Source organism: uncultured Bacteroides sp. (assembly GCF_958445495.1).
Lineage (GTDB): Bacteria > Bacteroidota > Bacteroidia > Bacteroidales > Bacteroidaceae > Bacteroides.
The window spans coordinates 17,306-30,889 of the sequence record NZ_CAUCSQ010000022.1 but is presented as its reverse complement, the minus strand read 5'-3'; the positions used below and the strand labels follow the sequence as shown (position 1 = coordinate 30,889).

Sequence of the window (13,584 nt, the reverse complement as noted above, 5' to 3'; positions counted from 1 at the left end):
CACCCGGTAGGCAACCCCCTGTCTACAGAACGCATCGTTCCTTTAAAAGGAACGGTGTGTTTCTCGGTGAGCAACGGGCCGTTCCTTTTAAAGGAACGACCCGTTGGTTTTAAAGGAAAAACCGGGTTGATACCATGCTAATAATCAAGTACTTACAACAAGGAAAAATAAAGAGTGCCCATGTTTTGCCGCAATTCATAATATTTAACAAGAAGATTCTTTTTTGCCACTTCTTATGAAAAACACTACTTTTGCACCATTATTAATGAAACAAATACCCTAACCCCTGCCTTATGACTGAAGAAAATATACATAAGAACCGTACCGGCAACTGGTGGTCGTTAAGCCCCCTGTTGGTTTTCCTATGCCTTTACCTGGTAACTTCCATCCTGGTGAATGATTTTTATAAAGTGCCTATCACAGTGGCTTTTCTTGTCTCTTCCTGTTATGCCATAGCCATCACACGCGGACTGAAACTGGACCAACGGATTTATCAGTTCTCCGTAGGAGCCGCCAACAAGAATATTCTCCTGATGATTTGGATATTCATCCTTGCAGGGGCTTTCGCGCAAAGCGCCAAACAGATGGGGGCCATTGATGCGACCGTCAACCTGACTCTGCACATCCTCCCCGACAATCTGTTACTGGCCGGAATATTCATTGCCGCCTGTTTTATCTCCCTGTCCATAGGGACCAGCGTAGGAACTATCGTTGCGCTTACTCCCGTTGCAGTGGGGTTGGCGGAAAAGACGGAAATAGCCCTTCCTTTCATGGTGGCGGTCGTTGTCGGGGGTTCTTTTTTCGGAGACAACCTGTCATTCATCTCCGACACGACTATCGCTTCCACCAAAACGCAGGAATGCGTGATGCGCGACAAATTCCGGGTAAACTCCATGATAGTCGTTCCCGCAGCCATTGTGGTACTGGGCATTTATATCTTCCAGGGGTTATCCGTCACCGCGCCCGCACACGCCCAGACCATCGAATGGGTGAAGGTCATACCTTATATGATAGTATTAGGAACGGCCGTTGCCGGAATGAATGTCATGCTCGTATTAATTATAGGTATTCTGGCAAGCGGCATCGTCGGCGCCGCTACCGGAAGCCTGGGGGTATTCGACTGGTTCGGCGCCATGGGAAGCGGCATTACAGGAATGGGAGAACTGATTATCATCACTTTGCTGGCGGGAGGAATGCTGGAAACCATCCGTTACAACGGAGGCATCGACTTTATTATCCGAAAACTGACCCGCCGCATCAACGGCAAGAGAGGTGCGGAACTGAGCATCGCCGCCCTGGTGAGCATCGCCAACCTGTGCACGGCCAACAACACCATTGCCATTATCACAACAGGACCGATTGCCAAGGATATTGCCCGGAAATATCATCTCGACCGGCGGAAAACGGCCAGTATCCTCGACACGTTTTCCTGCCTGATACAAGGAATCATTCCTTACGGAGCGCAAATGCTGATTGCCGCAGGGCTGGCCGGCATTTCTCCCGTCAGCATTATCGGCAATCTCTATTATCCGTTCACGATGGGAATCTGCGCCCTGTCCGCCATTCTATTCCGTTATCCCAAACGGTATTCATAAAGAAAAAGCGGGGAAATATTTGTCAATCAAAAGAAAAGCCGTATCTTTGCGCCCGCTATTACGAGTTAGTAGCATAATTCAAATCAATCATTAAAAACAAGTATTAAAATGGCAACTAGAATCAGATTGCAAAGACACGGACGTAAAAGTTATGCGTTCTATTCAATTGTAATTGCAGACAGCAGAGCACCACGTGATGGTAAATTTATTGAGAAGATTGGTACTTACAACCCGAACACCAATCCTGCTACAGTAGATTTGAATTTCGACGCTGCATTATCATGGGTATTGAAAGGTGCACAGCCGAGTGACACTGTACGCAATATCCTTTCCCGTGAAGGGGTGTATATGAAAAAACACCTTTTGGGCGGTGTAGCGAAAGGCGCATTCGGAGAAGCGGAAGCGGAAGCTAAATTCGAAGCCTGGAAAAACGACAAACAGTCTGGCTTGGCTGCTTTGAAAGCTAAACAGGACGAAGCGAAGAAAGCCGAAGCCAAAGCGCGTCTGGAAGCAGAAAAGAAAATCAATGAAGTGAAAGCGAAAGCGCTCGCTGAAAAGAAAGCTGCCGAAGCCGCTGCAAAAGCTGCTGCCGAAGCACCTGCAGAAGAAGCTACGGAAGCCCCGGCTGAAGAGGCTCCCGCAACAGAAGCTGCTGCCGAATAAATTCCGGCAGATTCCGAACAAGAAATCTGGAAAAAGCTATAAATCCCCTCCGGTAAAAAACGGAGGGGATTTTTTATATCCTACTTATGCTGTAAAACATAGCAAATTATTTCTCCGTTTCCGAATAAAATACCTTTCTTTGCATCAGCATAGTTCAGCACAGTTATCCAAGATATAACCTATATGAAACAAACTGACAGGAAGGCAACATTCGGCCAACACTCAAGCAAGGTCACCCAACTGGCGGACACGCTCAGCCAGGCTATTTCCATGAAAGAATTTCGTGAAGGGGATTCCTTGCCTTCCATCAATCGGTTAAGCGCGCAATACGGGGTATCACGCGACACGGTTTTCAAGGCGTTTCTCGATTTGCGCGAACGGGGACTAATCGACTCCACTCCGGGAAAAGGGTATTACGTAACCAGCCAGGTAACCAATATCCTATTATTGCTCGACCAGTACACTCCTTTTAAAGAAGCGTTGTATAACAGCTTTATCAGGCGTTTGCCCATCAACTACAAAGTGGACCTGTTGTTCCACCAATACAATGAACGGCTCTTCAATACGATTATCCGCGAATCCATAGGGAAATACAAGAAATACGTAGTCATGAATTTCGATAATGAGAAATTCAGTGCGGCTCTCACTAAAATAAATCCTGCCAGGTTGTTGCTTCTCGATTTCGGCAAATTCGAGAAAGGCAAATATTTCTACATCTGCCAGGATTTTGACGGGGCTTTTTACGGAGCGTTGCTTTCACTGAAAGAAAAGATGCAAAAGTACAACCGGATGGTCTTTCTGTTTTCCAAAGGCTTGAAGCATCCGCAAAGCAGCAAGGAATATTTCACCCGTTTCTGTGAGGAACACGGTTTCTTGCATGAGATACAGGAGGACATCGACAGCCTGACAGTCTGCAAAGGAACCATATACATCGCCATCAAACAGCAAGATGTGGTAAAAGTCGTGAAACAGGGAAGGCAGGAGGGCTTGAAATGCGGAAAAGATTTCGGCCTGCTGGCATACAACGACATCCCTTCCTACGAGGTTATCGACGAAGGAATCACGTCGCTAAGCATTGACTGGGAAATGATGGGAAATGAGGCGGCGAAATTTGTCCTTGACAATACTCCGGTACAAAAGTACCTGCCTACTGAAATCAGATTTCGGAAATCCCTCTGATTTTTTTACGGAATAATCAGCATAGTTCAGCACAGATTTCAATTAACCATATAACAAAAAAGAAACCATGAAAAAGTATCCGAAAATCGGGATTCGTCCCACCATCGACGGTCGCCAGGGAGGTGTCCGTGAAAGTCTGGAAGAAAAGACTATGAATTTGGCAAAGGCAGTAGCCGAGTTAATCAGCAGTAACCTGAAAAACGGTGACGGAAGCCCGGTAGAATGCGTGATTGCCGACAGCACCATCGGCCGTGTGGCCGAAAGCGCCGCTTGCGCCGAGAAATTTGAAAGAGAAGGAGTAGGTTCTACCATTACCGTAACTTCCTGCTGGTGTTACGGTGCGGAGACGATGGACATGAACCCTTATTACCCGAAAGCTGTCTGGGGATTCAACGGGACAGAACGTCCGGGCGCGGTATATCTCGCCGCCGTACTTGCCGGGCACGCCCAAAAAGGACTTCCCGCGTTCGGTATTTACGGACGTGACGTACAAGACTTGGACGACAACACGATTCCCGAAGACGTGGCGGAAAAAATTCTCCGTTTTGCACGTGCCGCACAGGCTGTAGCTACCATGAGAGGCAAGTCTTACCTGTCATTGGGCAGCGTATCCATGGGGATTGCCGGCTCTATCGTCAATCCTGACTTTTTCCAGGAATATCTCGGAATGCGCAATGAGTCCGTGGACCTGACGGAAATCATCCGCCGTATGGAAGAGGGTATTTACGACCGCGAGGAATATGCGAAAGCAATGGCATGGACAGAGAAATACTGCAAAGTGAACGAAGGGAAAGATTTTAAAAACCGTCCTGAAAAGCGTAAGAGCCGCGAACAGAAGGATGCGGACTGGGAATTTATCGTGAAAATGACGATTATCATGCGCGACCTGATGACCGGCAATCCCAAACTGAAAGAAATGGGATTCAAGGAAGAGGCATTGGGACACAACGCTATCGCAGCCGGATTCCAAGGACAACGCCAATGGACCGACTTTTATCCCAACGGCGATTATCCGGAGGCTTTATTGAACACTTCTTTTGACTGGAACGGTATCCGGGAGGCTTTTGTGGTAGCTACTGAAAACGATGCCTGCAACGGCGTGGCGATGTTGTTCGGGCATTTGCTCACCAACCGGGCGCAAATCTTCTCCGATGTACGTACTTACTGGAGCCCGGAAGCCGTAAAACGTGTGACCGGCAAAGAGTTGAGCGGTAAGGCGTCTAACGGTATCATCCATCTTATCAATTCCGGCGCGACGACTCTGGACGGTTCGGGACAGTCGTCGGATACGGAAGGGAATCCGGTTATGAAAGAGCCGTGGAACCTGACCGATACGGATGTGGAGAACTGCCTGAAAGCGACGACCTGGTATCCGGCGGACCGCGATTACTTCCGGGGAGGAGGTTTCTCGTCCAACTTCCTGTCAAAAGGAGGAATGCCTGTCACGATGACACGTCTGAACCTTATCAAGGGATTGGGCCCTGTCCTGCAGATTGCAGAGGGATGGACAGTCGAGATTGACCCGGAAATCCATGAAAAGCTGAACATGCGCACAGACCCCACCTGGCCTACGACCTGGTTTGTTCCCCGCTTGTGCGACAAACCGGCCTTCAAGGATGTATATTCCGTAATGAACAACTGGGGAGCCAATCACGGAGCCATCAGTTACGGGCACATCGGACAGGATTTGATTACTCTTGCTTCCATGCTCCGCATCCCGGTATGCATGCATAACGTAGAAGAAGACAAGATATTCCGTCCGGCTGCATGGAACGCTTTCGGCATGGACAAAGAGGGAGCGGACTATAGGGCTTGTACGACTTACGGACCTGTTTACAAATAGTTTGCAGCTATCTTTTCATATCAATCGATAAATTAAATTTGCATAATGATAACCAACGAACATATCGAACAGTTCATCGCAGAGGCGCACCGTTACGGGAACGCCGGACTGATGCTTTGCAGCAGCGGGAACCTTTCCTGGCGAATCGGCGAGGAAGCGCTGATTTCCGGCACCGGCTCCTGGGTTCCCAACCTTGTCAGGGAAAAGGTGTCTATCTGCAATATTGCAAGCGGGATGCCCGTAAATGCTGTAAAACCTTCTATGGAAAGCACTTTCCATCTGGGTATTCTCCGCGAACGCCCGGATGTGAATGTGGTACTTCACTTCCAGTCGGAATATGCCACAGCAATTGCCTGTATGAAAAACAAACCGGCAAGTTTTAACGTAACGGCAGAAATACCCTGCCACGTAGGTTCGGAAATACCTGTCATCCCTTATTACCGCCCAGGGTCTCCGGAACTGGCAAAAGCCGTGGTGGAAGCCATGAAGGAACACAACTCGGTGTTATTGACCAACCACGGGCAGGTCGTCTGCGGGAAAGATTTCGCCCAGGTATATGAACGTGCGACCTTTTTTGAAATGGCTTGCCGCATCATTATCCAGTCCGGAGGCAACTGTTCCGTACTGACACCGGCGGAAATAGAAGACCTGGAGACTTATGTATTAGGAAAGAACAATAAATAGTATCCGGACATATATACCATGAAAGATACCATTAAAAGCACTTATTTAGCAGCAGACTTCGGAGGAGGGAGCGGCCGGCTCATAGCCGGCTCCCTTTTCCGCGGAAAGCTGGAGATGGAAGAGATTCATCGTTTCCCCAACCGCCAGGTCAGACTGGGGAATCACATTTACTGGGATTTCCCGGCTTTATTCGAAGATCTGAAAACCGGATTGAGACTGGCCGCACAAAAAGGGTATGCCGTCAAAGGAATCGGTATCGACACCTGGGGAGTGGATTTCGGGCTGATTGACAGGAACGGGAACCTGGTGGGCAACCCGGTCTGTTACCGGGACGGGAGAACGGACGGCTTGCCGCCGGAAGTTTTCCGGATTCTGGACGAGCGAAAGCATTACGAGGTTACGGGCATACAGGTGATGGCAATCAACACGCTGTTCCAACTGTACAGCATGCAGAAGAACCGGGAACCGCAATTAGAGATAGCCCGCCGACTGCTGTTCATGCCTGACCTTTTCAGTTATTTCCTGACCGGGGTAGCCAACAACGAATATTGCATCGCTTCCACTTCCGAATTATTGGACGCCAAATCACGGAACTGGTCTGAGGAGACAATCCGCGCCTTGGGATTTCCCGAACATTTGTTCGGGGAAATTATCCAACCGGGAAGTATCAGAGGGACGCTAAAGGAAGATATTGCACGGGAAACGGGACTGGGACCGGTAGATGTCATCGCTGTCGGTTCCCACGATACGGCAAGTGCCGTAGCGGCGGTTCCGGCCGCGGAAACTCCCATTGCTTTCCTGAGTTCCGGCACATGGTCATTGCTGGGGGTGGAAACGGAGGAGCCGATATTGACGGAAGAAGCGCGCCAAGCCCGGTTCACCAACGAAGGGGGTGTGGGAGGACGCATCCGCTTTTTGCAGAATATCACGGGGCTGTGGATTCTCCAACGGCTGATGGATGAATGGAAAGCGCGCGGAGAAGGGCAAAGTTACGATACGATTATCCCGCAAGCGGCGAAGGTGGGGATTGACACAATCATTCCTGTCGACGCTCCCGAATTCATGAATCCGGAAAATATGGAAAACGCTCTTATGGATTATTGCCGGAGGCATGCGCTGCATGTTCCCCAGACCAAAGCGGAAACTGTAAAATGCGTGCTCCAATCGCTGGCTTTCAAATACCGGCAGGCGGTGGAAAAGCTGAACCGCTGCCTCCCCTCCCCGATTCGCTGTCTGAACATCATCGGAGGAGGCTCGCAAAACAAATTGCTTAACCAGCTTACGGCCGATGCGCTTGACATCCCCGTTTACGCCGGCCCCGCAGAAGCTACCGCCATAGGGAATATCCTGACGCAGGCAATGGCTAAGGGAGAAATAGCGGACTTACAGGAGTTAAGAGAAATCGTCTGTAAAAGTATCACGCCAGAAATTTATTATCCTAAAAAATAAGAAGCACATGGAAACACCTCAAACCGGTTACCGGACTCAATCTTATACTGTTCCCGTCAAACGGTATTGCCAGACTCTCGACTTACGCAATTCTCCGGAGTTGATTGCCGAATATCGCAAAAGGCATGGCAAAACGGAAATATGGCCTGAAATCCTTGCCGGCATCCGGGAAGTAGGCATTCTTGAAATGGAAATTTATATTCTCGGAACCCGCCTGTTCATGATTGTCGAAACTCCTGTCGATTTCGACTGGAATGCGGCAATGGAGCGCTTGGGTACGCTTCCCCGCCAACAAGAATGGGAAGAATACATGGCTATTTTCCAACAAGCCGCTTCCGGAATGAGTTCCGCAGAAAAATGGAAACCGATGGAAAGAATGTTCCATTTATATACTACTTAAAAAATAACCTGAAAAACCATGAAACACACCAAAGAGTCTATTCTGTCCAAAGACGGCGTCAATTATCTCGTCCCTTTCATTCTTATCACTTCTTGCTTTGCCTTATGGGGATTCGCCAATGATATCACCAACCCGATGGTGAAGGCGTTTTCCAAGATTTTCCGGATGAGCGCCACCGACGGCGCACTGGTACAGGTCGCTTTCTACGGAGGGTATTTCGCAATGGCTTTTCCCGCCGCTATTTTCATCCGCCGCTATTCTTACAAGGCGGGTGTCCTGTTGGGGTTAGGCTTATATGCTTTCGGGGCATTCTTATTTTTCCCTGCTAAAATGACGGGAGAATATTACCCGTTCCTGATTGCATATTTTATTCTTACTTGCGGGCTTTCATTCCTCGAGACAAGCTGTAATCCTTATATTCTTTCTATGGGAACGGAGGAAACTGCCACAAGGCGCCTGAATCTCGCACAGTCTTTCAACCCGATGGGTTCATTGCTCGGAATGTATGTAGCGATGCAGTTTATCCAGGCAAAATTACACCCTATGGGGACCGAAGAGCGTGCCGTACTGAATGAAAGCGAATTTCAGGCTATCAAGGAAAGTGACCTCACTACTTTAATCGCTCCTTACCTCACTATCGGACTGATAATAGTAGCCATGCTGCTTTTAATACGGTTTGTGAAAATGCCGAAAAACGGAGACCAGAACCACCGGATAGATTTCTTCCCTACATTGAAACGGATTTTCACCCGGACACGTTACCGCGAAGGGGTAATCGCCCAGTTTTTCTATGTAGGCGCACAAATCATGTGTTGGACTTTCATCATCCAATACGGTACGCATCTGTTCATGTCGCCGGCATTCGGTATGGATGAGAAAAGTGCGGAGGTGCTTTCACAGCAATATAATATCATAGCGATGATTATCTTCTGTATCAGCCGCTTTATCTGTACGTTTATCCTGCGTTATCTCCATGCGGGGAAATTGTTGATGATTCTGGCTGTCTCCGGAGGTATTTTCACTTTAGGTACTATTTTCCTTGAAAATATTTACGGATTGTATTGCCTGGTGGCTGTCTCTGCCTGTATGTCTCTGATGTTCCCCACGATTTACGGTATCGCGCTGAAAGGATTGGGCGATGATGCCAAATTCGGGGCAGCCGGACTGATTATGGCTATCCTCGGCGGTTCTGTTCTTCCTCCACTACAGGCAAGCATTATCGATATGGGTACAATCGGCTGGCTACCGGCAGTCAATGTTTCATTTGTCCTGCCTTTCATCTGTTTCCTTGTCATCATCGGATACGGTTACCGTACGGTAAAAAGGAACTGGTAGAAAACCCGGCAAGAAACCGGCTTGAAAAGGTCTGCCTCCTAAAGGAAAGATGAGGCGGTCTTGCTTACGGCAAGCTGGAACTTGCTTATCCCTTCGTTTTGAACCTCCAACCCATGGCGATATGAGGTCGGAACGGAGGGATTTTTCTTTAAGAAGGTATTTCTCTTTAAGGGGTGTTTTTAGCTTGCAAGCTTTTCGGTTTCCAACCATTTGGTGACATCCGGTCCATTAAAGTGTAACCTGCCATGATACACACGCTACCCGGTACGATAAAGCGCGTAGCTTTGTAGCGAACAGTTATTTTCCTTTTCTTCCGGACCACATTCGGCAAAAATGCCTATCTTTGTTTTTCATTACAAAGACCGGCATATAATGGAAGGAGGTCATCAACTCCTTTATCGGCCACGGGCTGACAAAACAAAATCATTTTCTAAATTTACAATGACAACGACTGAAAATATCCGAAAAAAGCTGGAAGCGTCGGCAGACCTGAAATACCGGGAGTTCCACTCTTCGCTGGTTCCCGGAGCCGATAACATTCTGGGAGTACGAATCCCTCAATTACGCAAAATGGCTAAAGAAATTATAAAGAAAGAGGACTGGCGTACATTCATTGAGGCAACAGACATTATTTATTATGAGGAGGTCATGCTTCAAGGAATGGTTATCGGGCTTGCCGGAATGGAGCTTGAGGAACAGATGAAATACGTAAGCTGTTTCATTCCCCGCATCGATAACTGGGCTGTATGCGATGTTTTCTGCGGTGAGCTGAAAACTGCCGTGAAAAAGGGGAAAGATACCGTATGGCAATTTATCCGGCCCTACTTAAAATCGGAAAAGGAATTTGAAATCCGTTTCGGAATTGTGATGTTATTGCATTACATCGATGAGGAACATATCGATTCTTTATTGGAATATGCCGACTTGTTCTCTCATGAGGCGTATTACGCCCGTATGGCAATGGCATGGATGCTTTCCGTCTGCTTCGTGAAATTTCCGGAAAGGACAATGGGATATTTACAGCGGAGCAAACTGGATGACTGGACATATAACAAAGCTTTACAGAAAACAACCGAGTCTTTTCGCGTAAACGGGGATATCAAAAGTCTTCTCCGGGCAATGAAAAGACGGTAGTATCTTTTGTGCCGGAGGAGAACTCACCGGAAATAAAGAAACGGGGTGGAATATCGGGGGATGTCCGGCAAACTCTGCATTGTTGAGATTCAACGAATGGAAAGGGACATTCTGTGGGGATATTCTGTAAATGTCACTAAAAAGTAAAATAGCATATGAAGATGATAGGCCATAATCACTTTATGTGCTATTTTAATTTTTCTGTGTTTTATCGGATAAACTTAGGGACATTCAGTAAATAGTATAAAATCAGCCAACTAATTCATACTTAGGGATATTCTGTAAATGTCCCTGGAAATGTTCTGAGAATTCCACATCTCCGGGATTCGTTGAAGGGTGAGTTTTACTCTTTTCACGGTTATTTTCTCTTCCTCCTGTTCCGGCGTCTCTGTTGTTTCCGGCGATTGTAACGCTGCCATCTTTTATAAATCATCCAACCGCTCATCAACCCTACAACGACAAAAATAAGAATCGTGATGCCAACTCCCAGATTATCTCCTTTAATACGCGACCAGATATCAAGAACTTCTTTGGTCTTATCTCCAAAATCACGAATCATGGCACAACGTTCCACCACTTTGCGGTCAGGATACTGAATCTTATCGATTTGTATGCTATCGGCATCCGGTCCGAAAAAGTAACTCAAGTCCGCATAATACCCAAGTGTGGTATCCACTTTTTCTTCCAGAATCTCCGGAGTCGCGATTGAACTTACATACCCGCAGAAATCCATATTGCGTAAAGCGATATCCGGACGGCACATGAAGTTTATAAAGTAACTGGCAGCCTGCAGGTTTTTCGCATATTTAGGTATCACCCATCCGTCATACCAGATATTGCTTCCTTCTTGGGGAACTTCATAGTCAAGGTCTACTCCCACCGCACCGGCTTCTTCAATCGCCCAAATGGCATCGCCGCTCCAAGTCATATTCAACCAGGCTTTATTCTTTGTCATCATCTCTTTTCCAAAATCCGCTTCCCAACCTGCTATATTCGGTTTCAAGGCTTTCAGGTATTTTTCCGCAAGTTCCATCGCACTCGGAGAATAGTCATTCATCAGCTCTTCCACCGTGACCGTCCCTTCTTCCAGTTCCTTGGCATGGGCATAGATGACGGCGGTTCCGTAAGCATCACGGTAGCTATCTTTCATCAATATCTTGCCGGTATATTTTTTATCCCAAAGGCATTTCCAGGAGGACACGACCGAATCCGGCACGTAAGCCCGGTTATAAAGGATTCCCGCCGTTCCCCACATGTAGCACACCGCATAACGGCTGGCTTCTTCGCCCGGCTGGCTCAACTTATTTATCTGGTTGCGTATGAACGGAGATACATTGTCCATATAGTTGGGAGAATGCGCAAAGTTCGTATCAATGGGCAACAACAAATGTTTTTTCAACATGCGCTCAATGATGTATTCCGAAGGACAGACCACGTCAAAGTCTTCATGCCCTTTTTCAATCTTCGTCAGCATAATCTCATTGATGTCGAACGTCTGATATACGATACGGATATCTTCACCGGTCTGTTCTTTATAATATGCCTGAAAGTCTTCAAGTACTCCCTCGCCTATATAATCCGCCCAATTGTAGATTTTAAGAACCTGTTCACGCGGTTCACCGGAATTATAGCAACCGGTGAAGAGCCATAGAATCAGAATGGCGGGAATTATTCTTTTCATTTTATTCACGTAGTACATTGGTTATCTGTCATTTTTTTTCACTTTGCCTGCACGATAATTGATTGCTATAAGCAATGCCAGCACGACCACAAAAATGATGGCGGAAAGCGGACGAAGTTCCGGCGTCAACCCTCCTTTGCGGGCATCGGCATATATATAGGTGGAGAGTGTCTCCAGGCCTTGGTTGCCGATAGTGAACACGGTTACTGCAAAATCATCGATGGATAAAGTCAACGCGAGCATGAAACCGCTAATCATCCCCGGACGGATTTCCGGTATGATAACTTTCCATAAGGCTTGCATAGGAGTGGCTCCCAAATCAAGAGCCGCTTCGTATATATTCGGATTCATTTGTTTCAATCGGGGCAGGACGCTCAACACGACGTATGGCGTACAGAAGGTGATATGTGCCAAGACAACTGTCGCATATCCCTGGGTGACTCCTAAAGAGACAAATAGCAGGAAAAGGGAGATACCGGTTATGATGTCGCCATTCAAAATAGGTATGCTGTTCACAAAACCAATCGCTTTCCGCGAACGGGATTTCAGATTGAATATGCCGATAGCGGCTATACTGCCCAGCAATGTGGATGCTGTTGCGGCAAGCAAGGCTATTGTGACGGTATTAATCAATGCATTCATCAAAGAATGATGGGCGCCTGTAGTGAAAAGAGAGGAGTATAGCTTTGTGGAGAATCCTGTCCAATTACCCAGCACTTTCGCTTCGGTAAACGAATAGATTACAACAATCACGATAGGGGAATAAAGCAGGAGAAGCAATATCCATAAATAAGCCTGGGCGAATATTTTCTTTACCATAAGCCTCCTCCTTCATTAGAATTGTCTTTATCACCGGTACTGAAAAGCGAAGTAGCGGCTATCAATAACAACATTATCAACGAAAGCGCCGCCCCGTAATTCCACATACTGTTATTGATATTTTCCTGAATGGTCGTTCCGAAAAGCTTGATATTATTCATTGTCAGCAGTTCGGCAATGGCAAAAGTCGAAATGGTAGGCATAAATACCATCATGATACCGCTCATCACACCCGGCATGGAAAGCGGAAGGACGGCTTTCAGGAAAACTTGCAACGGATTGGCTCCCAAATCCTGGGCTGCCTCAATATAGCTGTGGTCCATCTTCTGCAGGGTGTTGTAGATAGGGTAAATCATAAAGGGAATAAAATTATACACCATACCGAATATCAGCGCGCCTTCACCCAAAGGTACGCTGAAAAAGTCGAACAGGGCAACAGTCGCCAGAGTCCGGACTAGAATATTCACCCACATAGGCAGAATAAACAGGACAACCATCGCCTTAGAACGGTTTAACTTACTGTTACTGAGTATCCACGCCGCAGGATAACCCAGCAATATACAAACAAGGGTCGTAATGATGGCAATACCTATGGAGTAGACAAAGGTATTGATTGCTTCGGGATGTTCGAAGAATTTCTGAAAATTGGCTAGTGTCAGATGACCGTTGTCGTCGGTAAACGCATACACCACAATCAAAAGCAACGGTATGACTACAAAAATCGCCGAAAAAATAATGTAAGGGAGGGTCCAACTCTTACGCGATGACCAAAAGACTAAAAACCTCTTATTCACTTCCTTTC

The 13,584-nt window shown here is 47.2% G+C and carries 12 protein-coding genes; 9 read left to right on the top strand and 3 right to left on the bottom strand.

Annotated features, from left to right (window positions below; all coding sequences use genetic code 11):
* Nucleotides 1–293 precede the first annotated feature (293 nt).
* From Q5076_RS09470 to Q5076_RS09430, 9 genes are all read left to right on the top strand, one after another.
* Nucleotides 294–1,595, top strand: a complete 1,302-nt coding sequence (locus Q5076_RS09470; protein WP_303012717.1) for a Na+/H+ antiporter NhaC family protein — start codon at nt 294–296, stop codon at nt 1,593–1,595.
* A 108-nt stretch (nt 1,596–1,703) separates the two neighbouring features.
* Nucleotides 1,704–2,258: a 30S ribosomal protein S16 gene (locus tag Q5076_RS09465; protein ID WP_303012716.1), complete on the top strand. Its 555-nt coding sequence runs from the start codon at nt 1,704–1,706 to the stop codon at nt 2,256–2,258.
* 183 nt (nt 2,259–2,441) lie between these two features.
* Entirely contained in the window at nt 2,442–3,437 is a 996-nt protein-coding gene (locus Q5076_RS09460; protein ID WP_303012714.1) for a GntR family transcriptional regulator, read from the top strand.
* A 67-nt stretch (nt 3,438–3,504) separates the two neighbouring features.
* Entirely contained in the window at nt 3,505–5,280 is a 1,776-nt protein-coding gene (fucI, locus tag Q5076_RS09455; RefSeq protein WP_303012712.1) for an L-fucose isomerase, read from the top strand.
* A 45-nt stretch (nt 5,281–5,325) separates the two neighbouring features.
* Complete coding sequence (locus Q5076_RS09450; RefSeq protein WP_303012711.1) at nt 5,326–5,964, top strand: class II aldolase/adducin family protein; 639 nt, start codon at nt 5,326–5,328, stop codon at nt 5,962–5,964.
* 18 nt (nt 5,965–5,982) lie between these two features.
* Nucleotides 5,983–7,413: a rhamnulokinase family protein gene (locus tag Q5076_RS09445; RefSeq protein WP_303012709.1), complete on the top strand. Its 1,431-nt coding sequence runs from the start codon at nt 5,983–5,985 to the stop codon at nt 7,411–7,413.
* Between the two features lie 7 nt (nt 7,414–7,420).
* Nucleotides 7,421–7,813: an L-rhamnose mutarotase gene (locus Q5076_RS09440; RefSeq protein ID WP_303012707.1), complete on the top strand. Its 393-nt coding sequence runs from the start codon at nt 7,421–7,423 to the stop codon at nt 7,811–7,813.
* Between the two features lie 18 nt (nt 7,814–7,831).
* Nucleotides 7,832–9,148 (top strand): L-fucose:H+ symporter permease, encoded by a 1,317-nt coding sequence (gene fucP / locus Q5076_RS09435; protein WP_303012706.1) that lies wholly within the window; start codon nt 7,832–7,834, stop codon nt 9,146–9,148.
* A gap of 441 nt (nt 9,149–9,589) precedes the next feature.
* A complete protein-coding gene (locus Q5076_RS09430) occupies nt 9,590–10,282 on the top strand; it encodes a DNA alkylation repair protein (protein WP_303012704.1) in 693 nt (230 codons plus the stop codon).
* Nucleotides 10,283–10,640: 358 nt separating this feature from the next.
* On the opposite strand, the gene Q5076_RS09425 is transcribed toward Q5076_RS09430, so the two are convergent.
* The 3 genes from Q5076_RS09425 to Q5076_RS09415 are packed head-to-tail and all read right to left on the bottom strand — an operon-like array spanning nt 10,641 to nt 13,576.
* A complete protein-coding gene (locus tag Q5076_RS09425) occupies nt 10,641–11,963 on the bottom strand; it encodes an ABC transporter substrate-binding protein (RefSeq protein ID WP_303012703.1) in 1,323 nt (440 codons plus the stop codon).
* 21 nt (nt 11,964–11,984) lie between these two features.
* On the bottom strand, nt 11,985–12,782 hold the full coding sequence (locus tag Q5076_RS09420) for an ABC transporter permease (protein WP_303012701.1): 798 nt from the start codon (nt 12,780–12,782) through the stop codon (nt 11,985–11,987).
* On the bottom strand, nt 12,776–13,576 hold the full coding sequence (locus Q5076_RS09415) for an ABC transporter permease (protein ID WP_303012699.1): 801 nt from the start codon (nt 13,574–13,576) through the stop codon (nt 12,776–12,778). The genes Q5076_RS09420 and Q5076_RS09415 overlap by 7 nt, the downstream gene beginning before the upstream one ends.
* Nucleotides 13,577–13,584 lie beyond the last annotated feature (8 nt).

Coding starts and splice junctions, on each gene's coding strand:
- Q5076_RS09470 (WP_303012717.1), top strand. CDS start 294: ATGACTGAAGAAAATATACATAAGAACCGTACCGGCAACTGGTGGTCG.
- Q5076_RS09465 (WP_303012716.1), top strand. CDS start 1,704: ATGGCAACTAGAATCAGATTGCAAAGACACGGACGTAAAAGTTATGCG.
- Q5076_RS09460 (WP_303012714.1), top strand. CDS start 2,442: ATGAAACAAACTGACAGGAAGGCAACATTCGGCCAACACTCAAGCAAG.
- fucI (WP_303012712.1), top strand. CDS start 3,505: ATGAAAAAGTATCCGAAAATCGGGATTCGTCCCACCATCGACGGTCGC.
- Q5076_RS09450 (WP_303012711.1), top strand. CDS start 5,326: ATGATAACCAACGAACATATCGAACAGTTCATCGCAGAGGCGCACCGT.
- Q5076_RS09445 (WP_303012709.1), top strand. CDS start 5,983: ATGAAAGATACCATTAAAAGCACTTATTTAGCAGCAGACTTCGGAGGA.
- Q5076_RS09440 (WP_303012707.1), top strand. CDS start 7,421: ATGGAAACACCTCAAACCGGTTACCGGACTCAATCTTATACTGTTCCC.
- fucP (WP_303012706.1), top strand. CDS start 7,832: ATGAAACACACCAAAGAGTCTATTCTGTCCAAAGACGGCGTCAATTAT.
- Q5076_RS09430 (WP_303012704.1), top strand. CDS start 9,590: ATGACAACGACTGAAAATATCCGAAAAAAGCTGGAAGCGTCGGCAGAC.
- Q5076_RS09425 (WP_303012703.1), bottom strand. CDS start 11,963: ATGAAAAGAATAATTCCCGCCATTCTGATTCTATGGCTCTTCACCGGT.
- Q5076_RS09420 (WP_303012701.1), bottom strand. CDS start 12,782: ATGGTAAAGAAAATATTCGCCCAGGCTTATTTATGGATATTGCTTCTC.